Annotated in this window: 13 protein-coding genes; 5 read left to right on the top strand and 8 right to left on the bottom strand. The window is 58.7% G+C overall.

Annotated elements, in window-relative coordinates; genetic code table 11:
- Nucleotides 1-41: 41 nt before the first annotated feature.
- The 4 genes from J3U87_RS26100 to J3U87_RS26085 all read right to left on the bottom strand — a co-directional run bounded on the left by J3U87_RS26100 (nucleotide 42) and on the right by J3U87_RS26085 (nucleotide 4,937).
- Nucleotides 42-1,373 carry a YihY/virulence factor BrkB family protein gene (locus J3U87_RS26100; RefSeq protein WP_237378727.1) on the bottom strand — a complete coding sequence of 444 codons (1,332 nt, stop codon included), beginning with the start codon at nucleotides 1,371-1,373 and terminating at the stop codon, nucleotides 42-44.
- A 353-nt stretch (nucleotides 1,374-1,726) separates the two neighbouring features.
- On the bottom strand, nucleotides 1,727-2,053 hold the full coding sequence (locus J3U87_RS26095) for a hypothetical protein (protein WP_237378726.1): 327 nt from the start codon (nucleotides 2,051-2,053) through the stop codon (nucleotides 1,727-1,729).
- Nucleotides 2,054-2,185: 132 nt separating this feature from the next.
- The gene (locus J3U87_RS26090) at nucleotides 2,186-3,385 is read right to left on the bottom strand and encodes a Na/Pi symporter (protein ID WP_420038325.1); all 1,200 of its coding nucleotides are present in this window, start codon (nucleotides 3,383-3,385) and stop codon (nucleotides 2,186-2,188) included.
- Between the two features lie 340 nt (nucleotides 3,386-3,725).
- Complete coding sequence (locus J3U87_RS26085) at nucleotides 3,726-4,937, bottom strand: EAL and HDOD domain-containing protein (protein ID WP_237378724.1); 1,212 nt, start codon at nucleotides 4,935-4,937, stop codon at nucleotides 3,726-3,728.
- Between the two features lie 504 nt (nucleotides 4,938-5,441).
- Here J3U87_RS26085 and J3U87_RS26080 point away from each other — a divergent pair.
- On the top strand, nucleotides 5,442-6,185 hold the full coding sequence (locus J3U87_RS26080; RefSeq protein WP_237378723.1) for a helix-turn-helix domain-containing protein: 744 nt from the start codon (nucleotides 5,442-5,444) through the stop codon (nucleotides 6,183-6,185).
- Nucleotides 6,186-6,236: 51 nt separating this feature from the next.
- Here the strand turns inward: J3U87_RS26080 and trxA are convergent, their stop codons facing one another.
- Nucleotides 6,237-7,091 (bottom strand): thioredoxin, encoded by an 855-nt coding sequence (gene trxA, locus J3U87_RS26075; protein WP_237378722.1) that lies wholly within the window; start codon nucleotides 7,089-7,091, stop codon nucleotides 6,237-6,239.
- 1,101 nt (nucleotides 7,092-8,192) lie between these two features.
- A complete protein-coding gene (locus J3U87_RS26070) occupies nucleotides 8,193-10,667 on the bottom strand; it encodes an ATP-binding protein (RefSeq protein ID WP_272932421.1) in 2,475 nt (824 codons plus the stop codon).
- A 398-nt stretch (nucleotides 10,668-11,065) separates the two neighbouring features.
- On the opposite strand from J3U87_RS26070, the gene J3U87_RS26060 reads away from it, so the two are divergent.
- Both J3U87_RS26060 and J3U87_RS26055 read left to right on the top strand, forming a co-directional pair.
- Nucleotides 11,066-12,514, top strand: a complete 1,449-nt coding sequence (locus tag J3U87_RS26060) for a M48 family metalloprotease (RefSeq protein ID WP_237378721.1) — start codon at nucleotides 11,066-11,068, stop codon at nucleotides 12,512-12,514.
- Between the two features lie 382 nt (nucleotides 12,515-12,896).
- The gene (locus tag J3U87_RS26055; RefSeq protein ID WP_237378720.1) at nucleotides 12,897-14,492 is read left to right on the top strand and encodes a sensor domain-containing diguanylate cyclase; all 1,596 of its coding nucleotides are present in this window, start codon (nucleotides 12,897-12,899) and stop codon (nucleotides 14,490-14,492) included.
- A gap of 275 nt (nucleotides 14,493-14,767) precedes the next feature.
- On the opposite strand, the gene J3U87_RS26050 is transcribed toward J3U87_RS26055, so the two are convergent.
- A complete protein-coding gene (locus tag J3U87_RS26050; protein WP_237378719.1) occupies nucleotides 14,768-15,589 on the bottom strand; it encodes a right-handed parallel beta-helix repeat-containing protein in 822 nt (273 codons plus the stop codon).
- A 963-nt stretch (nucleotides 15,590-16,552) separates the two neighbouring features.
- Here J3U87_RS26050 and J3U87_RS26045 point away from each other — a divergent pair.
- Entirely contained in the window at nucleotides 16,553-16,882 is a 330-nt protein-coding gene (locus tag J3U87_RS26045; protein ID WP_237384552.1) for a hypothetical protein, read from the top strand.
- Nucleotides 16,883-17,651: 769 nt separating this feature from the next.
- Entirely contained in the window at nucleotides 17,652-19,538 is a 1,887-nt protein-coding gene (locus J3U87_RS26040; RefSeq protein WP_237378718.1) for a permease, read from the top strand.
- A 179-nt stretch (nucleotides 19,539-19,717) separates the two neighbouring features.
- On the opposite strand, the gene J3U87_RS26035 is transcribed toward J3U87_RS26040, so the two are convergent.
- Nucleotides 19,718-23,524 (bottom strand): sensor histidine kinase, encoded by a 3,807-nt coding sequence (locus J3U87_RS26035; RefSeq protein WP_237378717.1) that lies wholly within the window; start codon nucleotides 23,522-23,524, stop codon nucleotides 19,718-19,720.
- Between the last annotated feature and the right edge of the window lie 480 nt (nucleotides 23,525-24,004).

The following is a 24,004-nucleotide window of genomic DNA, read 5'->3' as shown; positions in this document are numbered from 1 at the left end:
AACCCAGTTGGCATTGACGATCTTCCCAGTTCTGGATGGTTCTAATTCGGTGCCGAGCCGACCCCCGACAAGAGCTGCGGCCCAAGATCGCGATCCATGCCGCGCTCGAAGGCCTCCACCAGCTCGCGCACTTCCCTGTCGAATCGGGCCAGATCGTCCGCTTCCTGATCGCAATGATTGGCCAGCACGACTTCGGCCACCTCTTTCATGGAAAACTTGTCCGGATGGCGGGCCAGCACGAAATGGTCGGGTTGGTTCGCAACCCCCACCAGGAATCCGGCTTTCACGAGCCGAGCGGCCAAGTCATCCACCAGCCGGGGCGGGATGTGGAAGCGATAGGCGAAGGTGGCCAGGTCCAGAAACGCAACCTGCCCTTCGAGTGCGCGGCGCGCCTCGAACAACATGGCGAAGGCGGTCGCGAGCTGGGTCTTGGTACCGATGGGACGATTGGCCCGGTCCAACTGGTAGACCTTCTCGTTTTGCATGGCGTGGGTGACCAGGGCACCGCACAAGACAATCAACCAACTGACGTAGAGCCAGGCCAGGAAAATCGGGACCGAGGCCAGGGTTCCGTAGATCACGTTGTATTTGGTCACTCCTGGCTGAACCCAGATGTAGAGACGCAACCACATTTGCCACATGATGGCCCCGACCAGACCGCTCACGAAGGCCGCAAAAAAGCGCACGCGCGTGTTGGGCATCGCCATGTACAACAGGAAGAAGGCAATCCATGAAGCGAAAAAGGGCACGAGCCGAACCAGCCCCAGACCCTCCAAGGTATCGCTGAACTTGAATTGGGCGGTGACGGTGATGGCCGCCACCAGCAGAATGGGCACCATCACGATGATGCTGATGTAATTGGTGATGCGTCGACCCCAGGAGCGCTGCTCTTCGAGGCCCCAAATCAGGTTGAAGGCACCCTCGACCTGGGAAATCACCTGAACGACCATGGTCAGCAGGATCACGCCGCCAATGCCGCCCAGACGGGCGAAGTTGGTGGTGGTCACCAGATTGACGACCTGATCGGCGAACTCGCGAAACTGTTGGGGCATGTCGGCCAGATAGGTCTGCATCTCGATCAACAACTGATCGCCGAAGCCCAGACCCTTCAATACGGCCAGGCTCAAGGCCAGCAACGGTACCAGCGACATCAGGGTCGCGAACGTCAGTGCCGCGGAGAGCTGGCGCACGCTGTCCTGCTGGAAGCCACGCTGTACCAGATAGATGATGCGCAAACACCGGAGCCCCACCCGTTTGAGACGCGGTAAGGGCGCGAGATCGGCTTCCCACATGCCCCTGTGCCAAAAAGAGATCAAATGATCGCGCTTGTCCCGCAAATGGCGCAACCATGCGGCCGGTTTGGCGTGTCCCACAATGACTCCAGATCCTTCCAAAAATTGAAGATCGGGCACATCATAACATGTCGGAGAAACGTATCGGGCCAGGTAGATCACCTGCCCCGAGCACCTTCGATGCACCGTGGGAAGGATTCGGGCTGTGACTTACACCGGAGAGGCACTTGGCCGAAGGCTCCTCCAAACTCCAGGCACTCGGATCCGGGCAGCCCGGCGTCATGACGCATTCATCGAAATTCAAATACTTAAACGATGCCTTCGGTAACAGAATGAAAGATCCGAAAATAAAGAAGAAAAACGAGAGCTTCACCCTTCGGGCATCTTCCAGGATCCGGCTGGCGTCCGCAAACCGGACATGCGAGGAGTGACCGCTATTCCTCGGAATCGTGGTGATGCACGATGCGGTCATAGGCATCGTGTAGGCGCTCCCAGAGATGACGAACGCCATCGACCACTTCGTGCCATGCTTCGTCCGCCACCTGGCGAAATTCCACGAGGTTTACCTCTGCTTCCGCGAGATAGTCTTCCAAATGGGAAATGGCCTCGTGCTGGAGGGTCTCCCGTTTGCGTTCATCGCCGTTGACGTTTTCGAGGAGCTTTCGCCCTTCGCCCACTTTCTGCTCGAGCTCGCGAAGATGCTCGGATTTGCCGCCGTTTTGCCAATCGACCTCTCGATCTCGTTGGTTCGAATCCGTCAAAGCCGTCCTCCAACTTCGTGAGCGCTCGTCCTTATCCGCATCGATTCCGGGAAGACTGGGTCACCTGGAACCGGTGAGCACTCCATTTCGATAAATCCTGGTGCCATGAACGAGTGGAAACCGCCAACCACATCAAATCGAGGTGATCCACATACACATACCCGGTAATAGGAAAAACACGGTGACGACGTAGGCAAACGCGACCGACTTGCGCTCGGCAGCCTGACCGGCCAACATCTCCGCCCCCATTAGCGGCAGTTGCCGCAAAAAGGGGATCCCGTAAATGAACAACACACCCAAGGTATTGTACATCAAATGCACCATGGCGATTTCCAACGCCAGGTGGGCATCGCCGGTCGCCGCGGTGGCAGCCAGCAACGCGGTAATGGTCGTTCCGATATTGGCGCCCAGGGTGAAGGGATAAATTTCCCTCAGTCCGAACAGACCGCTTCCGACCAGCGGCACGGCCAGGCTGGTCGTGGTGGAAGAGGATTGGACGAAGACGGTGACGACGGCGCCGGAAGCGATGCCTGCAATCGGACCACGCCCGATGGCCGCGTGGAGAATGCCCTTGGCGCGGCCGACCATGACCTTGCGCAACAATTTCCCCATGTACAGAATTGAGACGAAAATGGCGCCGATGCCCAACAGAATCATCAAGATACCGCCGAAGGGTTCGGGTATCGACTCCAACAGGCCTTTGACGCCTTTGACGGCGAACTTGGTGGCGGGTTTGATGAAGTTGAGCCCGCCCGTGTCCATGCTTCCGGAGCCGACGAACAACAGAGAAAGCTCGTCGCTGATCTTCTCCAAAAAGCCGGTGGCCATCTCGAGCGGGAGAAAGAGGAGCACAGCCAGGAGATTGAAAAAATCGTGAATCGTGGCCGCCGAAAAGGCGCGCTTGAATTCCTGCTTGTCGCGAATGTGGCCCAGGCTGACGATCGTGTTGGTGATCGTGGTTCCGATATTGGCGCCCATGACCATGGGAATCGCCGTGCTGACGGGCAGGCCGCCGGCAACCAAGCCGACGATCACCGAGGTCACGGTGCTGGAGGACTGAACCAACGCGGTAGCCATGGTGCCCATCAACAGGCCCATGAACGGGTTGGTTGCGAAGGCGAACAGCCGTTCGGCGCCCTCACGCCCACCGGAAACCCAATTGAATCCGGTGCTGATCATGCCGACGGCGACCAGCAGCAGGTAGACCAACGCGATGATGCTGATCCAGTACCTTAGCGATTTGGACCAAGGTAGGGAAGGTTCCGGGTCGGCTGAGTGGGAGTCTATAAGGGGTTCGCCCCTCGAACTGTTTTCGTCAGAACCAAGGTTCATGGTTTTGGCCGAGCCGGTAGGGGTGGGGCTTTGATCCACGAGAGAGACTCCCAACAATCATTTCGAGGCCTGAGATGCAAGGCCCTGGTTTTTCGAGGTAACGAACCATTCGAAAACCCGCTTGGGACAACACCCGTGCAGGAGGTGTCGTTTCAAAAAAATCAGGGCCAATGGTAGAGGAGAAATCGGACATTGTCACGCGAGTTTTTCATGAGAAAAAGGTGAGAAAACTAAAGAGAGGCAATGATCCCGGGCGAGTTCTGGGGCGCATTTCGCAAAAAACCGAGTGTCAACCTGTCGCTACACGGTAGGATCGCTTGTCGAGGCACCGCATCGACCGCTACTCCTGCATGTGACGAGCCCATTCCACGGCTTCCACGTAGGCGCCGGCGATCTCGGGCTCGGGCAGGTCCAAACTGGGTGACCACTGGGCCACGGCGGCCCAATCGCCGCGTTCGTAGGCGAGAACCGTTTCCAGGACGTCGCGGTGAAACCCCTTGCCACGATGGAGCAGGGCCTTTTTCAAATCCTTCACCAACGGGATTTCCAGCAGGATTTCCATGAGCGGACGGTCAAGCAGCACATCGATCACGGTGAACAAACCCATCAGGAAGAATTCGGGTTTGCGTTTCTTTTCACCACAGCGCTCGGCCAGGAGTTCACTCATCCGCGCACGCACCGTCGCACTGGTCATCAACTCGGTGGTACGCTCCTCGGCCATGGTCGACAGGGAGAGCAGGGTCGCCCATTTCTTGATCTCCTCTTCGCCCAACAAGACGAGCGCGTGCCGAATCGAGTGGATTTCGTTGCGCAGCGAAAAGAAGGCGGAGTTGATGTAGCGCAGTAATTTGTAGGAGAGCGTCAGGTCGCGACCGATCAGGCGCTCCAGCTCGTGGTAATTCAACTCGGGGCGGTGGATTTCCTTGAGCATCTGTAAGTAAATCAAGCGATTACCGGCCAGATTGCGACGACTGAGAATGGTCGGGCGACAGAAGAAGTAACCCTGAAAAAAATGAAATCCGGCCGAGAAGGCATTGTCGAAGTCGGCCTCGGTTTCCAGTTTTTCGGCGAGAAGGATCTTGTCCATGCCCTGAAGCCGGGGAATCATTTCGGCTTTCTCGGCGTCGGTCGTGGAGAGCCAATCGATTTTCACGATATCCACCAGATCCATGAGGGTCGTGTACTCCTCCCGCCAGACGAAGTCGTCCAGAGCCAAGGTGTACCCCTGCTTCTTCAGGCGCCGGCAGGCCGCCACGACCTCCGCGTCCGGCTCCACCGTCTCCAGGATCTCCAGGACCGTGTTGTGCTTGGGCAAGAGCGCGGCATGATCCCGGACCAACATTTCGCGAGTGATGTTCACGAACGCCTTGCGCCCGCCCGCCACCTTGTCGATCCCGAACAAAAACGTGCTGTCGGCGATGACGCGGGAAGCCGCCTCGTTCAGGTCGTGATGCCGGAAATAGTTGGCCAGCCCATCCCGGAACAGCAACTCGTATCCGAACACATGGCGATTGCGATTGAAGATCGGTTGGCGCGCGATAAAGATTTCCATGGCTTGGGAGAATGATTCCTTATCGAGGATTCCGTCGAAATCCGGAAAACGGAAACTGCGCGCGGCAGAAACAGGTCCGCGCCGTGTGGGCGTATTGGGAACGGAGCGGCGAAACCAACGCGCCGCCGGTTTGCCGTGACCTTCCCGGCCACGGGCCTATCATCACCAAGACCGCGATCCATCGATCGTTTAAGAGAAGACAAGAGCAAGGACTTTCAATACGATAGCCGAGGTACCACGAGTAGATCGATTGTACCGGAACCGACCGGTTCGCGCCACCGTCGGCGCGTCCATCATCCCGGTCGAAAACGTCGTGTGGCACGAGCGGGACTTTCGCCCTCAAGCATCCTTTGTCGGTGCCGATGCCACCTGCATAACGAGGGACCATCCAAAACGGAAAGATCGCAACCGGTAGTTTGGTCGCCTGGGCGCCTCGGTTCCGAGCGACCGTGTCGGAACACGCCCGTTTCAGATGGACACGAAGGAACCAAAGGAACGAAATCGATGTCGCAGACGCGTCAAATGCTCCAAGCCCTGAAAAAGTGCCAGCGTGCCCGGGGCATCACCTACCGGGAACTGGGCGAACGATTGGGCGTCAGCGAGCCGACCATCAAGCGCTGGTTCTCCACCGGTGCCTTCACGTTGAAAAACCTGGAGGAAATTTGCAACGTGTTGGAAGTCAACATCCTGGAATTGGCGAAGTTGACCGACATGTACGGGCCGGAGCTGATCACCCGACTGAGTTGGGCCCAGGAACAAGCCCTGGCCGATGATCCCACCCTGCTGCGTTTTTTCTACCTGTTGATCAACGGTTACGCCGCGGCGGACATCGCCGCTGATTTCGAGCTGACCGAACTCCAGACGCTGGCCCTGCTGACCCAGCTCGATCGCTTGGGACTGATCGAACTGCATCCGGAAAACAAGGTCCGCCTGCTGACGTCCAGAAGTGTCGAGTGGCAGGAGAACGGCCCGGTGCGCAAGGCCTACGAGGCCCGCATCAAGAAAGAGTTCCTCAAAGCCGATTTCCACGACGAAGATGCCGCACTGCATTTCTGCACGGGCGAGCTGAGCCCGGCCTCGCTCAAGATGCTCTCGCGCAAGATCCGCAAGCTGGCATTCGAGTTTTACGAGATGGCGGAAATCGATTTGGCCGCGGACCACTCGGAGAAACAGAGCGTGGGCCTGATGTTGGCCTTCAGGCCTTGGATTTTTTCGCTGTTCGAAGAGTGGCGCGAAGAAGAGAAGTGAGGTCGCGAACCACAGATCGCGACCTTGCCGGAGCGGCAGGACAGCCGGAAATCAGCCGAAAACGGCCATTTCGAAGCGACGTTGAAACGCCTTCGGCAGGGGGTCTTCCTTGCCCAGCCAGGCGAAGACGCCCAGAAAGGCCAAACGTGCGCCGTCCTCGTCATAGTGTTTGTCGCGGTAAAGCACTTCCAGGAACTGGTCCAACGCGTCCTCGAAGGCACCTTGCCGGAGCGCCTCGATGGCGGCCTTGTAATATTCGGGGACTTTGGGGTTGGCGTGGGCGGGCAGCGCCTGAAGGTCGTGAGAGAGGACCTTCGCCAAACCCGCGAGATGTTGGGCATGGTCGTAGGAGTCGGCATCTTCGGGGATTTCGGCGAGGATCTCGGCCGATCGCTGTGGTTTCACGAACATTTGGGCGAGGGCTACCTGCAAGCGATTTTCGTGGGTTGCTTCGGCTTCCAACTGTTGTTCTGCGAGAGCGGCCGCCTCCGCGGTTTTCCCGGCAGCGAGCAAGGCCGCGACGGACATTTCGGCAGGCGGGGTCGGTTCCGGTTCTTCGACCAATTCCTCGGCCTCGGCGACACCGCCCTGGATGTGCGGGGCCAACCACTGCCGCAGTTCCGCCTCGGGCAGGGCGCCTTGAAAGCCATCGACGATCTGACCGAAGTGAACCAACACGCACATGGGAATGCCGCGTACCTGGAACTGAGCCGCCAATTCCTGGTTCTTGTCGACGTCCACCTTGACCAGTTTCCAAGCGCCGTTGGCCTCGGCCGCCAATTTTTCCAACAACGGCCCCAACGTGCGACACGGGCCACACCAATCCGCCCAGAAGTCCACCAGGACCGGGACATTCATGCTGGCCTCGAGCACGTCGGTGCGGAAATCCGTTAATTCGTATGCCATGTATCTCGCTCCACTCCAAAGTTCGTTCCCGGACCGCTCGGCCCAACCCACGCGACGGGGCGGGGGTGCGTTGAGGATATCCCGGGTTGACTGGGCCTATCATCGACTTCCTTGATCGCCCATGCAAGGAGAAAATGCAGGACGTGGCCACCTGCTGCCAAGCGACGATCCACCCCTGTCCACTAAAAACACGAAAAGACACGAAAAAATAGAAGTCCCAAGAAACGGTCACCCCGGACACTGCATCAACTAAAGGTTTTAAACGGTTCAGCTCGAGATGTTTACATCTACCTGTCCCCTACAGTTGCCTTAGATTTCCCACTACCGGCCATTCGGTTCGGGAAAATCACCATGTTCACTGCATAGCACCTACCCAAAGGTCACGACAGGTTGGTACCCAATATCTAACTGGATGCTTAATTTGTTAAATTCAAGATGTTTGCATCTGCCTGTCCCCTACAACCGTCCACTAAATACACGAAAAAACACGAAAAATCATCACTCCCTCGCTGTGATCCATCGAAGCCCGCTCCCGCCTTGCAGGTTAAACGGTTAGGCCCAAGATGTTTGCATCTGCCTGTCCCCGACAACCCGGCCGACAACCCGACGATCTTTTTGTCCACGAATCCACACGGATCCACACGAATGAAATGACGGGATCCGGTTGTGGCCCATTTGGACTTCCGTGACGCGGACAGCCGTTCACCTGGCGTGGATTGATTGCCAGTTAGGTTTACCCCTTGCCACGATGGCTCAATGTTGAACCCGGGGCGATCCTGACGGACATCGAAAGAGATCAGGTAGGGTAGAGAAAAAAACCGGGATGGACCATCGGTCACAAAGTGCCATTGGCCAGTCAAAGATAAATACTTGAATTTGTATAACTTACACAGGCCTCCTCCTCAAGGGAAACCTATGCTTCAGAAACCGTGGCTAGGGGTACATCCGTGTCAATCCGTGTGATTCGTGGACAAATTCCAAATGTCGCCCACGACGTTCAGCCGGGGAAGGAGCACCCGGCCGAACTCTATCTTTTTCGTGTTTTTTCGTGTTTTTCGTGGACAGTTCTTTTTATCGAACCCTTTTCGTGAGGTTCGTGGACTAGAACTCACGGGCCGCGATGTGAACCTCGCGAGGCAGGTTGACCGTGAAGGTACTGCCCTCCCCCAACTCACTTGCCACACTGACCTGACCGCCCATCATCTCCGCGATCCGCTTCGTGATCACCAAACCCAGCCCGCTGCCGCCGTAATGCTTGGAGGTGGAGGCATCGCCCTGGCTGAACGGCTTGAACAACCGCGCGAGCTGTTCGCGGGTCATCCCGATGCCGGTATCGCGGATCTGGAAACACAAGGTTTCGCTGTCGTCGCCGAGCGAGACGCGCAACACGATCTTGCCACGCCGGGTGAACTTGCACGCGTTGCTCAGCAGGTTCAGCAGGATTTGGCGGGTTTTGGTCACGTCGCCCTTCACCAACCCGATGCCTTCTTCCACTTCCAGCGTCAGGTGATTGCCGTTCTTGCCCACCAAGGGCTTGAGTGTGATGGCCACTTCCTCCACCAACGAGGACAACTTGTACTGTTCGAGATAGAGCTCCATCTTGCCGCGCTCGATCTTGGTCAAATCCAGCACGTTGTTGATCAAAGACAGCAACTGCTTGGCGGACGACTGGATCTTGAGGACGTCGGGCACGAACGGGCTCTGGTCTTCGCTCTCCAAATCTTCGTGCAGGATTTCGCTGTACCCGATGATCGCGTTGAGCGGGGTGCGCAGCTCGTGGCTCATGATGGCCAGGAAATCCGATTTCTGCTGGTCCGATTGGCGAGCTTCCTCCTCGGCGCGCGTCATCTCCTCGGCGCGCTCGGTGAGGGCCAGCAATTCGGCCTGATGGGTCTGGAGCTCGCCCACGGCGGCCTTCAAGGCCAGCAGGGTATCGACCCGTGCCAGCAATTCCCGCTTGTCGAAAGGCTTGGTGATGTAGTCGTTGGCGCCACATTCCAGGCCCTGCACGAAATCCTTGGACTGGTTCTTGGCCGTCAACATCAAGATCGGCAGCTCCACCAGCGAATAGACGTCGCGAATGCGTTGGGCCACCTCGTAACCCGACATGCCAGGCATCATGATGTCCAGAATGACCAAGTCGAACCGCTCGCCGTCCTCGACGCGTTTGAGCGCCTCGATGCCGTTCATGGCCTGAACCACCAAAAAATCGCGCAGGGACAGGTGATTGGCCAGAACCTGCTGGTTGACCGGCTCGTCGTCGACCACCAAAACGCGGTACTCGCCCCGCGAAAAGGCTTGATGCGCCAAATTGGCGAATTCCAGGGACTCGTTGGACAGCGGCGGCTGGGTGATTTGAATGACGCGCTCGGTCTTGACCGTGGGGGCATCTTCGGAAACCTGAAGCGTAAACCGGAACACCGAACCCTGGCCGAGCTCCGATTCCACCTGGATATGGCCGCCATGCAGTTCCACCAGGTTGCGCGTGATCGCCAGGCCCAGGCCCGTCCCGCCATGGGATCGCGTGGCCGAGACCTCGACCTGTTCGAACATCTTGAAGATATCCTCGAACTTCTCGGTGGGGATACCCACCCCCGTGTCGCGCACCTCGACCGTCACCCGGTCATCCGCGCGGTGCGCCGAAACAGTGATCGATCCGCGCTCGGTGAACTTGAGCGCATTGCCGATCAGGTTGTGAAGAATCTGGGCCAACCGATTGGGGTCCGCATCCACGGCCGGCAAATCCTCGGGCAATTGGTTCTCGAGCGTCAATTCCTTGCCGATCATCAACGGTGCCGAAAGCTGGAACACGTCTTCCACCGCGGCGTGGAGATCGACCGGCTCGCGCTTGAGATGCACCTCGCCGGTTTTCATTTTGGAGAAATCCAAAATGTCGTCCACCAGGCTCGCCAGGCGTTTTCCGCTGGCCACGACCATCGCCAGGTTTTGGCGGACCTTGTCGTTGACGTCGCCACCCGCACCGTCCAACAACGACTCCACGATGCCGATGATGCCATTGAGCGGCGTGCGCAATTCGTGTGACGTGTTGGCGAGAAAGTCGTCCTTCAGCTTGTCCAAACGGCGCAGGTGCTCGATCAACTTGCGTTGCGCTTCCTTGGCCTTCAGTTCCTGGGCCAGGGCGTCTTCCTGGGCCTGCCGCTTCTCCTCTTGGGCCCGTTCGGCCTCGCGCAGCTCGCGCACGTGTTCCAGGGTCTTGCGGAGGGTAATCTTCAAATCATCGAAATCGATGGGCTTGGTCAAGAAGTCATAGGCGCCCCGATTCATGGCGGCGCGAATATTTTCCAAATCGCCATAGGCACTGACGACGATGGCCTGCATCATTTTGTCGCGAGCCTTCAAATTTTGAAGAAAAGATAATCCGTCCATTTCCGGCATATTGATGTCGGTCAGTACCACATCGATATCCGGGAGCTCTTCCAGCTTGTCGAGCGCTTCCTTGCCATTGTGGGCAAATTCGAACGCAATTTCCTTGTTTCTGATCTCGCGACGAAACTTCTGAGAGATGAGTATCTCCAGGTCGGTTTCATCGTCGACAACCAGGATCTTGGCGAGCATAGAGACTCCAAAATCACAATGGGACGCCTTTTATTGTATCCGGAACAAGATGAAAGTCAAAAACAGAGTCCAGGAAAAAACACAGTGCCGCCACGGGTTTTCCCGAAAGGGGAATTGGCCTGCCGGCAGCGACATGGCGGACCGCCACACCACCGCTTCGAACAGACCCACGAAATTCCCGTCTACCGACGACACAGTGGTTTTCTTTTGGATTTCCGTGGGCCGTGGGCGCGCTGGTCCTCATCGGAAAACCGACCCTCCCCATGCCCCGTCCCGCGTCGAAGCGCGTTCCCCTTGAGCGGGCCCAGGCGAGTCGCTATGCTTTGGGACGACATCCCGTCCGGATATTTCGGCACGAACATTCCCCGACCGATTTCCGGACCACCGAAGGTGACACCATGATTTCGCAACCGCGTTTCCGTTTCTGCCTGGTTCCGATCTTCCTACTGTTCGGGCTGACCGGCCCGCCGCTGTGGGCCAAGCCCAGAATCATGCCGGAACTACAAGTCGACATTTCCGGCAGCGAGGGGCGACCGGTGCAGGTACGCCTCTCCGCCCGCAGCAGCTTCAGCCTGAACTATCGCCAAATGGAAACCAAGGTGAGCGAAGGCGACGGGCGCCTCGTGTTCGCCTCGCAACCGGTCAAGCGCATGAGCTGGATGGTGGTCACCCTCGCCTGGCAGCCGGCCGGGCTCGCCGAACGGGTGCTGGTCTACGAACTCCGCATGAAAAAGGGGCCCAAGACGCCGAAGGGTCGGTTGCTGGTCTCGCAGAAGCAAAAGTCCGGTTACCTGCTCGACAGCGATTTTCCCATCGGCGATTGCAACCATCTCTTCAATCTGACGCAGAACGACGGCGTGCTGCGGCTCGCCATCGACCTGCCCCCTTCCTACCTGGCCTGCGAGGAAGGTTCCGGTTCGGTCAACGATTTCAACGCGGTCGGCAACCGCGACATCAACCAGGGCCAATTCAATTTCTACAAATTCGACGACGACCTGCGCATGGGCAACCAGTTTTACCGGGAAATGGGCGCAACCCCCGAAAACCCGCCACTCCAGGATCGGCAAATCAACGGCTACGTGCGCAACCTGGTGACGCGCATCGGCAAAGCTTCGGACATGCCGCACCTGGATTACAAGGTGACCGTCATCGACGCGGACGTCCTGAACGCCTTCGCGGTGCCCGGCGGCTACGTCTTCGTCTATCGCGGCCTTTTGAACGACGTGCAGTCCGAAGCGGAGTTGGCCGGCGTCCTGGCCCACGAAATCGCCCACGTCACCGGAAGACACGGCACCGAGGGCGTCACCTCGGCCATCAGCAAGACCGCCCTGGCCATGGCCGCCGGCGAGCTGGTGAAGCGGGAAACGAAGGACAAGGACGCTTGGATCGGCTCACTGGTACAGGGCGTCATTTCGGGCGGGACCCAGTACTGGATCGTCGGCGGTACCCGCAAGCGCGAAGCGGAGGCCGACAAGCTGGGCGCCCAATACGCCCAACGTGCCGGTTACGATCCGCGCGGTATCGCCACCCTGTTCGAGCGGTGGTCCCAGAAAAAGGGTCATCAGGCATCCCGTTTGGATCAGATGTTCAGCGATCACCCGAGCGACGAGGCCCGTGTCGCCGCCGTCATGCGCGACGTGCACTACTTCCTGCCGCCGAGCCCCGATCTGGTCCGTACCAGTCCGGAATTCCAAAAGATGAAAAAACGCCTGGCGCAACTGCCGCCACCCGCCCAGAAAGGCCAAACCGCGGGCAATGCCCTGTTTTCCGCCTTTCAACGGGTCAACGAAGCGATTCTCTCCCACGAGATCAGGACCCACCTGGAATCGGGCGACAAAAAAGAGTGACCCGCCCGGAACGAAAGAGAAGACGCAGATCACGGAACCCGAAACCGCGTCAACCATTTTTCAAGATCGCCACGTAGGTTTCCGTTAGGTTTAAACAAAGGTAGTGTTGCCAACAAAGACCCTCACGGAGTCCCGATTCCCATTCGTCAAGCATCCACATATCCCTTTCGTACCGAGTGCCGCAACGGCGGCATGTTCCGAGGGGCGGCCTCCCACGTGATCGCGCGTCGGGTCGAGGGTGTGCGATGCACACACCGGCCGCTCCCATCCAACCGGTTTTCCTTTGCCATTCGCACGACAACGATGAACGAGGCTCCCCACCAAGTCCGGCTCCGGCTCTTCCGAGTTGGATGCCGACGACCGCTCTGGATCTTTCCCATCCATGCAAGACACGCAACTTGAAGTGCTCAACCAGGCCGCCGGCTACACCTCCGAAATGATTCCCTTTCCGGACAAGCTGGCGCGCATCGTCCGCTTGCTTCGCCAGGCCTTCGGTTGGGAGGTCGTCGCCCTGTTCCTTCCCGAAGAGGACGACTCGGTCCTGGTCTGTCACGCCCTGGCGACCACCCTCGACACCAACCTCCATCTGGGATGGACCTTTCCGACCCAGCTCCATCCCCTGCCGTCCAAAGGCACCGAAGAAAGCAGCACCTGTGAACCCATCCCCCTCCCCCACCGCGGCAAACCCCTGAAATCGCAGCAGGCGCTGTGGCTCGAAACTGCGGAGTTGCGGGCCTTGTTCCAGGTCGAGAGCAGCCGAAAAAAGGCGTTCGACGCCTACCGGAAACTGCTGCACATGGTGGGGTCGCAAATCTGTCACGCCCGCGTCTGCTCCAATCGGTTGGAAGAAATCAAACGGCACATGGCCCTGACCGGACTGCTCAGTCACATCTCGCGGGTCGCAGTGGATGACAGCGGTCTGGAGGCCTGCCTGTCGCGGATCACCGAGACGATCTCGGCCAATTTCCCCATCAGCATCGCCAGCATCATCCTGCTCGACGACAGTGGCGAACACTTCGAACTGGAGATCAGCAACGGACCGCTCGAGTTAGCCAAGGCCACCGAAACCTGGCCGATTTCGATCGGTGTCTGCGGGCGTGCGGTGCGCGAGGGCAAGGCCCAACTGATCCACGCCGACACGCCCGATCCCGATTACGTGCCAGGTAATCCGCTGGTGGAGAGCGAATACGTCGTGCCCATCCGGTTCCACGGCCAGATTCTGGGTGTCCTCAATCTGGAAAGCACGGTGCGCACGACCTTTTCGGACAACGTCTGCCTGATCCTGAATTCGATCGCCAACCAGATCGCGGGGATCATACAAATCGCATTGACCAATCAGCGCCTGGAAGAGAAACAGCGCGTCATCGAGATGAAGACCGCGGAGTTGGAGGAAGCGAACACACGCCTGGCCGATGCCAACGAGGAAATGAGCCGGGCCAACGAAGAACTGGAAACGTTGTCCATGTCCGACGGCTTGACCGGCCTGGCCAATCGCCGTTATTTCGACGATTACTACGATCGCGAATGCCGTCGCGCCGCCCGGAACGGCGAACCGATATCCCTGATCCTCCTGGATGTGGACCACTTCAAGGATTACAACGACACCTACGGGCACCTGTTGGGCGACCAGTGTCTGATCAAGATCGCCAAGGCCATCCGCACGACGGTCCAGCGCGGCAGTGAATGGGCGGCGCGCGTCGGCGGCGAAGAGTTCGCCATCGTGTTGTCGCACCACGATCACCCCAAGGCCCAACAGGTCGCCGAGACGTTGCGTCAACGCGTCGAGGAGCTGGGCATCGAACACCGGGCATCGAATACGGCCAAAGTGGTGACCATCAGCCTGGGCGTGGCGACCTGTGCCCAACCGCCGCCGTCCTTTTTTGCGGCGACGCTGTTCCAATGCGCCGACGACGCGTTGTACAACTCGAAACACCAGGGTCGTAACCGCGTCACGGGCATTTGCCTGGACGTGGACTGAGCCGATGGCGGCTCGGTCCCGGCCTGCGCAGGATCCGTTTGGTCGGACTTCCGGGTGTGCGAAGCCCGACCTGGTGGAATGCGTTCGTTGAAGGAAGCTCGATGTTCCGGCACATCGTTCGGCCGGAATGAAAAACGACGTGTCGTGCATGAACCGGATGGACATCCTGCCGTTCACGCGGTCCCGGTCCCCCTGGGATCCTCTCGTGCGAGGCAAGCGAGCTGAGACACGACGCGGGGAAAAATATGGCGTTCGATCGTGGCAGTCGAGGGGCGTTACCGGTAGCCCGGTTGATCGTCGGTCGAATCGATGATCAGGTGATGGTTACCCAGGTTCGCATCGTGCGTGCCGGGCACCACATATCCCCCGTTCCCTTCGAAGGTATTTCGAATCAAGGTGATCATCCACGGATAATCGGCGTTGTCCCACTGCTTCAGGCGCGCGATGGCGAAATACTGGTTGCGGGCCATGTGGTTGGCTTCGAACGTGATTTCGGCTTCGGCGGAGACCTGTGCGCCGATCCAATTGTTCGCGATCAGGTTTTCGCGAAACAGGTAGGGACCACCGAACATGATGGTGTCGATGCCTTGACGGTTGTTCACCAGGATGCAGTCTTCGACGGTGACTTGGTGGTTCCAGGGACGCAAGGCGATGCCGGAGCCCATGGAGCCTTCGATGACGCAGTTGCGAATGGTGATGCGGTCGTTTTCGAAACTGCTGCCGAAGCCGAGCCCGATGCCGAACCAGCGCTGGTCGGCATTCACGTAGAAGCCGTCGATGGTGATGTCGACGACGTCCTTGAGAATGAACCCGTTGACCTGCACGGCACCGCAGGCTTCGAGGATCAGGTCGGAGAAATCGGCCAGGACCGGGGTTTCGTCGAAAGTGCCTTCACAGACGACCACCCGGTAGACGGACTCGGTGCGCGCGGCAAGCAGCGCCTTCTGAATCGATGGGTACTGGCGGGTTTCGCCGGAATCGAAGAAGCCGACGACCCTGCCGGTATCGCAGATGTCGCAATCTTCCGGTGCCTTTTGGGCGAGGCCCCGTCCGGTGAGTTCGTTGTACTTGGTCGCCCAATGTTGGGGCAAATCCAATTTGTGAATCCCCTCGTGTTCAAATGGGGAATCTTGACCCATGAGAAGAATGGGTCCCATGCAAAATACCGTAAGCAGCATGAGTACTGTATTCCATGCTCTATTCTTATTCAATTGATACCTCCGTAGCTCAGTGAAACTTGAAAAATTCCGCCCTACCACGACGTCGTTAAAAAGCAATAATTGTATTACACCTGATAATTTAATCTGGTGTGATTCGTTACGTAATTTGTTGAGGCGGGTGCATGGCCGGTGCATGGGTTGTGGCGGTGGGATTTTTTTTACCCCTGAGTCCACAAAGAACGCGGAGGAGAGTACCCGGAATTCTCGCGCCCAAACAAGAGACGCCTTCGCAATGGGTTGAGTGAAAGACCAGGGAGAAAGGCCTCGTCCGTCTGGCAAACCACTTTTGACGACATCCGGAGTGATTTCCTTCTTCTTTAGATCAAAACCTACAACAATCAAAATGTTATTTTTACGTTTTAACATACCAATTTTTCGTCTTTTAATTCGAGACGGTATACAATAGCCTGATGGAAGGGGTTCCAGACCTTATTGAACGGGAGGCGCTATGACCAGCGGACACGAGCGGAATGAATCACCCTTGGAGCCATCGAAACCCGATTTTTCTCACCTTGCCCCCGAGCTTTTCCGCTATGTGCAGCAACAAGATCCGGATGCCTTGAACCGGTGGCTGGCGGACTTTGCCCAAATGAACCCCGAGCGTGTCGACACCGAAGCGGACGCCACGGGAGTAGCGACCTCGGAGGACCCCAATCGAGACGATTTGATCGAGCTGGGCGAAGGCTCACTGTGTGGCCCCTTTCGCATCGAGAGGAAGCTGGGTCGCGGTGGCATGGGCAGCGTCTATCTCGCCAGCCGCACCGACGACCTTGATTTGCAGGTGGCCCTCAAAACGCTCCACGCCTGGAACAAGAAATACTCTCGAATAGCAGGATATGGTTGGGCGAACAACATACATTGCTTGGTGATAACTTGGTCGATCTCGCTCAAGTACTGGCCGATGATCTCCGTCCCGAAGAAGCACTGCCCTCGGTTGAGGAAGCCATCGAAATCTACGCGCATGCTCTGCCTCCACATCACGAATACCATCATGTTGCAGCTTCCCTAAAAGGTTTGATCCTCTACAACTTGGGTCGGCAGGAAGAAGGATTGCCGCTTCTGGAAAATGCACACCGAGCTCTCTACGACCGCTTTGGTCCCTCCCATTACCTCACCGAAGATGCGCTGAACCGACTCGAGCAAGTCGAATCTCGTCGCCACGCCGACTGAAGACGCCACTTCGCAGAGCCCTCCCCTCGGGCCAGTTTCACCGAATCCCATGCGCATCGACCCGGGATGACGTCTCCTTCGAAAAAATCGATCAGAAATCCAGGAAGGTCAAAAGCCAGGAATGGAAACGGTCAGGCAGCTTCCCTCTCATGCGACCTTTTCCTGGCTTTCGTTCTTCATGGGTTCCAGATTCATTGCCGGCCCTACAACCCCTGTCCCTACTCCAGGACCCAACAGCCAAAGAACCCAATCAAAACAAACGGTCTTTTTCACCCGATGATGCCCTTCTCCGATCTCTCCCTCCGCGAACTCTGTATGTAACAAACTCTGTAAAGCTCGAAGATAAAGATAAAAACCTAAAAAGGCGCATGTGCGGGGAGTTCGTCGAAAAATGTCGGCCCGGCGGGCCAACTTACTGCAACGACGCCCCTCTCACAAATGCGGGAACTCCCAAACGATTCGCTTCGATTAGTTACCCACCTGAAACCCGGGCCCCCGGCCTGGGCAACGACTCGGTGGAAAAAAAAGACTTATACAAAAACACCCACTACCTACATAGCTCCTCCACTCCCATCCATCAACAATACTTTACAAATCATTCAATTAATCAATCATTTCAATATAAAAACATCCTCCACCCACCCGGAGACGAATCTCACCAAGCGCACCGTTTTGGTGCGTTTTCTCCAGCAAATTGTAGTATTCTTGCGGTTTTGCGCCCATCCGTTTCCCGGTCGCGCACCCTCACACTCCACACCACCGGATCGCCATGCTCGTCATCAGCCTTCTCCCGCTTTTCGCCGCACCGCTGCTCCACTGGCTCTGCACCAAACGCAGTGCACTGCTCCACCTCTTGGACGGCTTCATCTTCGTCGCCATCGGCGGCCTGATCCTCTCCGAAATTCTCCCCGAGGCCGTGGCGCACGGCGGCTGGTGGGCCCTGCTCTTCGTGATCCTGGGCATGGCCGTCCCCACCCTCTCCGAACGCCTCTTCCACAGCGAAAAGCAAATCCACTCGATCGCGCTCGCGCTCGGCCTGATCGGCCTGTTCCTGCACGCGATCACCGACGGCGCCGCCCTGGCCCCCAGCGCCCACGATGGCCACGACCATCACGCCCACCAAATCCTGTCGCTCGGCGTGCTGCTGCATCGCATCCCCATCGGCCTCACCATCTGGTGGTTCGTCAAGCCGCAATTCGGACGCAAAGTCGCCCTGCTCGTCCTCGTCCTGATCGGCGTGGGCACCATCCTGGGCCACGAGCTGGCCCCCGCCATTCTGGCCCCGCTCAACACCAGCGGCATGTCCTTCTTCCAAGCCTTCGTCGCCGGCTCCCTGATCCACATCGTGTTCCACCGACCCCACACCAAGGGCAGCGGCTGTTCCCACCACCAGGAGGGCAACTGGGCCGAAGGCTTCGGTAACCTGCTGGGCGCCGGCGTGGTGATTTACATCGCCTCCCACCACAATCACTTCGCCGACTGGCCCTGGCTGAGCGAGGTGGGTCGAACCCTCGCGGATCTCACCCTCGAAAGCGCACCCGCCCTACTGCTCGCCTACGTGTTCGCCGGGTTGGCCACCGCGTTCATGCCGCCATCCTACATCGAGTGGATGCGCGCCGGCCGCACCTGGAAACAGTCCCTGCGCGGCGTGCTCGTGGGGCTGCCCCTGCCCGTGTGTTCGTGCGGCGTGGTACCGCTGTACTACACCCTGATCCGCAAAGGGGCACCGCCCGCCGCAGCGCTGGCGTTCCTCATCGCGACACCCGAGCTCGGGATCGACGCCATTCTCGTCTCACTCCCCCTGCTGGGCGAGACCATGACCGGCTTGAGGATCCTGGCCGCCGCACTGGTCGCCTTGATCGTCGGTACCCTCATCGGGCATATCGTCTCCAAGCGGACGGACCCCCTCGAAGGGGCCGGTGCCATCGCCGACGAAGACCATCGCACCTGGCGTGAGAAACTCAAATTCGGCCTGATCCACGGCATGGGCGAGTTGGTCGACCACACCGCGCCATGGATCTTGATGGGCCTCCTGTTGGCCGCGGCCATCCACCCTTGGCTGGGCTCCGGCGTCCTGGCTTCGCTGCCCGCCGGTTGGGAAGTCGCGCTGTTCGCGCTGTTGGGTATGCCGCTCTACGTCTGCGCCTCCGGGGCCACGCCCCTGATCGCCGTGTTCCTGATCAACGGTGTATCGCCCGGCGCCGCGCTCGCCTTTTTGATCACCGGCCCCGCGACCAACGTCACGACCTTCGGCGTGCTGGCCAAGCTGCATGGCCGGAAGATCGCGATCCTGTTCGGCCTGGCGACCTTCGTCGTCACCGTGCTGCTCGGTTTGGCGGTCAACGGCCTGTTCCCCCAATTCCAACCCGTCGGCCTGGGTACGGATCACACCCACGACGCCTGGTACCAGGTGGGATCGCTGGCGTTGTTGCTTCTGCTCTACGCATTTTCCCTGCTTCGACGCGGGGCGCGGTCCTTTTTGGCCGAGTTGTTCTCCCAGGGCGGACATTCCCATGGCGATCACGATCACCATGATCACGACCACGATCACCATGATCACGACCATCACGGCCACGATCATCATGATCACGACCATCACGATCACCATCACCACGGCCATCGTCACCATGGTCAGGAAGAGGCCGTTTCCCATTGAATCGCTGCGGCGGACGGGCTCGGAACCGATCACTTTCTTCGGGCTCTTCCCACTTGGATCGCTTCGATTGGTCGACCGAGCCGCCAACCGGCCGCCACGACGCCCCTCTCTGCAGCCGAGAACGCCTCCTTTGGTTCATTTCGATTTTAAGGGGCGAGAAGGCGCGGAACCCACGAGTTTCATTTGGCTCGGGTGGAGAGCGTGTAGGGTTCCGCCTCGGCCGGCGGAACTTCGTCGCTCGCGGGTAGGGTGAAGGAGAAACAGGATCCCTTGCCCTTTTCGCTCTCGACCCAAACCTTGCCGCCTTGAACCGCGACCAACTTTTTCACGATCGCCAAGCCCAGGCCCGTGCTCGACTCGCCACCCGTCGGGCGCGCACTCAGCTTGGTGAAGGCACCGAAAACCTTTTGCTTGTCTTCGTGGGTCATGCCTTGCCCCACATCGCGAACCGAGGTGGTCACGAATTCGCCCGCACCATCGAAGGACACCCGCACATGCCCATCGGGATAACTGTACTTGACCGCGTTGCTGATCAAGTTATCGAGAATCTCACTCAACTTGAGGCCGTCCGCGTATACCAACATCCTCGTTTCGGGTGGATCCAGGGCCAGGGTGATGTTCTTCTTTCGAGCGGCATGACTGTAGCGAAGAACCACTTCTTCGGTGATTTGGGCCAAGTCCACCGTATCCAATTCCAGCCGCACCGTGCCCGCCTCGATGGCCGAAATATCCAGCAACTCCTTGAGCAGCCGTTCCATTTCCCGCGTCGTGCGCTCGAATTTGTCCAACATCTCCAGGTGCTCACCGATATTCATTTCCTCGGACTGGATGGTTTCGCGCATGCACTGCGCCCACATGATCAGCCCGCTGATGGGTGAGCGGAGATCGTGCGCCACGATCCCGAGGAATTCGTTTTTGCGCACATTCAGGCGCTTCAAGTCCTCCAGTATGCGCGTCTTGCTGAACGCCGAAACCAGGTGCTGTTTCAGCAGCGGCATGAACGAAAAGTCCAAATCCGAAAAGGCATGGGGATCTTCCATGTTTTCGAAGAGCAGGTAGCCCCAGGTCCGCTGGTCGTCGCGGACCCGCAACACCAGGATCGAGGCCGGGATTTCCGTACCGAACAGGGCCCGTTCACCGGTGCCGGGCATGTGGACCGTCCAACAGAACAGGTCTTCCTGCAATTCTTTCAACAGGCTGACGTAGCGCTCCCGAAGCTCCCTTTCCCCGATTTGGATGGGCGCCAGAATTTGTTCGTCCCAACCCAGAACCCCCTGAAAACAGAAATAATCGTTGTAGGGATCGTAGGTCAGGGCCCGTGCCCGTTGGATCTTGCCCCGAAACGGCAGCAATTCCACCAACATGCGAAGGAAGTTGGTCAGGGAAGCCACCGAATTGATGGCGCGCACCATCTTGTCCACGGTGCGCAGTTCCTGGTTCTTTTGCCGCAGATCGGACGTGCGGGCGGCGACTTCGGAGGCCAGATAGCGCTGAATGCGCTTCTGCCTGAACACGTAGCTGCAGCCGAGCAACAGCAGGCTCACCGCGTAACCGAACTGGGCCCAACGACTCCACCACCACGGCGGCAATACCCGAACGTGGATCCGGGCGGGCGTTTCGTTCCAGACCCCATCCTGGTTGGCGGCCTTCACCATGAAACGGTACTCGCCAGCGGGGAGATGGGTATAGGTCGCGCGCCGGTTGGCTCCGTGGGTTTCGATCCAGTGATCGTCGATGCCCTCCAGTTTGTAGAGGTACCGGTTCTGTTGGGGATTGGCGAAGTGCAACCCCGCGAAGGCGAAGGTGACCATGCGGTCCTTCGCACCCAGCACGATTTCGTCCATGGCGAACAGCGCACGCGGCAGGCTGGTGGTCGTCGCCCCGCGATCCCCCCGCGGCACTTCGATAGGCAATTTCCGGTTGTAGATCAGCAATTCGGTCAACACGATCGCCGGGGGCATGCGGTCGGGTTCGATGGTGCCCGGGAAGAACTCGTTGAAGCCGTTGACGCCTCCCAGGAAAAAGCGACCGTCGATTCCCTCGAGGTAGGCGCCGGTATTGAATTCGTTGTCCTGCAGGCCGTCTTTGGCGCTGTAGGTCTCGAAAGCCACCGCGTTGGGATCGAACTTGGCGATGCCCTTGTTGGTGCTGACCCACAGAAACCCGGCCTCGTCTTCCAGAACCGAGTAGACCACGTTGTTGGGCAGCCCGTCGCGCATGTGGTACGCCGTGAAACCACGCTCCTCGCCGTGAAACAGGTTCAGGCCCTGGGTCGTGCCCACCCAGAGACGATGGTGCGAATCCTGGTAGACGGTCTTGATATGGTCACTGCTCAGCGATTCGCCGCGATGGGGGTCGGCGCGGAAGGCCCGAAAACCCCGCGTTTCACCGAGAAACAGATTCAACCCGCCGTGTTCCGTGCCCACCCACAGCCGATCTTCGCGATCCTGGTAGATGACCCAAACCTCGTCGTCACTGATCGATCCGGGCCGGCCGTCGGCGCGAAAGCGCGTGAACCGACCGGGTCGAGTCGGGTTGACCAGGTTCAAACCGTGGAACTCGGTGCCGACCCAGATCCTGTGCGCCCGATCCTCGTAAATCGACCAGATATTGTTGCCACTGATGCTTTCCGGGTCCTCGGGGTCGTGTTGGAAGGCCTCGAAGGGCATGCCTTTGCGTTCGCGCATGAACAGGCCGTTCCCATCGCTTCCAGCCCAAACCCTACCGGATCGGTCGACACAGACGGACATCGTCGAGTTGCTGTCGAACCCGTGTTCGGCCACGTTGTCGCGGTGATATTGCTCGAGAACCGCGCCGTCCAGCGCGAGATGGAAAAGGCCGTGCCCAAAGGTCCCGACCCACACCGAACGGGCGTCTTCCTGGGCGAAACAGCGGATGACCACGCCCTCCATCAGGTGGCCGAACTGGGCGCTCTGCGGGTTGAGTCGATAGATCCCGTCGCCGTCGGTCCCAATCCAGATCACTCCGGTTCGGTCCTCCAACAGGCTCAGAATGATCGTGCTGGCCGAAAAATCCCGTTGGGCGGGACGAAGCGGTTTGTGCTGCCAGGTCGTCGTTTGCGGATCGAAGTGAAACAGGCCCTGGTCCTCGGTACCGACCCAGTAGGCGCCGCGCCGATCCTGGAGCACGCTCAACACGCGACGCGGCATCGCGTTGGATGGCGCAAAGGCGCGAAACGGTTCCGAGGCCTTGCGGGCGTGGAAGAGCCCGTCCTGACCGGTGCCGACCCACAGTGCGCCGTAGCCGTCGGCGTGCAGGGCCTCGATGTCGTCGGCCGGCAAGCCCGAGGGATGACCGATCGATTCCAGGACCCCCGAATCCGGATGAAGACGCAGCAGGCCCTGTTGATCGCAGCCCAGGAAAAGATGGCCCGAGGGACTTTCCGCCAGGACGCGAATGGACGGCAGCCGCTTGCCTTCCGGAAGGGTCAACCGAATGCGTTCGAACACGCCGTCTTCGGCCCGGTAGCGATTCAAACCCTTGAAGGTCGCGACCCAGACATCGCCGTTTTCGACCACCATCATGTCCTTGATGTAATCCGAACTGAGGCTCCGTTCCCGATCCGGATCGTGCTTGAAGATGCGAAAGCGTTCCGTGGCCAAATCCATTTCGGCGATGCCGCCGCCTTCCGTGCCCAGCCACAGGTAACCGGGCCGCGGCTCCACGATGCTGTGAATGGCGTTGTCGGGCAGCGAATCCGCCCGATCCGATCGGTTGCGGAACACCTTGAACTCGTAGCCGTCGAAGCGGTTGAGGCCATCGCGGGTCCCGAACCACATGAACCCGTAGCTATCCTGAAAAATGCAGTAGATGGTGCCCTGGGACAGCCCATCTTCCACGCTCAGATTGCTGAAGGCCCTGAGCGAGCCGGCCCGCAGCCCATGGCCCTGGCCACAAGCCAGAAGCCCGATCAGCAGAAGGATCCGAAACGGTGATGGGATCGACCCGTGCAATGTAACCAGCATGTGACGCAAACTTTTTTCGCAATTTCGGGAGTGGAGATGGCCCCGTTGATGGCTCGAACGCGGAGAGGATTGGGGGGATTACCGGTGTGTTTGCTCAATGTCCTCATGGGGGACATCGTGTGTGGCTGTTTCAGAATATGTATCGACTGGGACTTCCCCTTTCTAAAAAAACAGCCGGATCGTTCTTTAATTCGAGCAGGCGGCAGGAGTGGTGAGCCGCCGCGAGCAATCCGTGAACCCCATCCAGTTCCCCCCTTTGCCGGCGTGCCACGGTATACGCCGAGTCGGTTGCGGCCCCTACGACGCACGGTTTGGCGTGAGGCACTTTTTGGTTGGGTTCTCCATTCACTTTGAAAACGACGGCAATACCGTCGAGGTCGACGCATCGATTATTTGTCATTTTTTCTTGGAAATGTGATTTTGAAATTATCACACACATTAGTATTTAAATAATTAACGCCAATTCCCCAATTCAATATT

The sequence above is a fragment of the Sulfidibacter corallicola genome (genome assembly GCF_017498545.1).
Lineage (GTDB): Bacteria > Acidobacteriota > Holophagae > Acanthopleuribacterales > Acanthopleuribacteraceae > Sulfidibacter > Sulfidibacter corallicola.
Note: the sequence above shows the minus strand (reverse complement) of the source record. Positions and strands in the feature narration are given on the sequence as shown.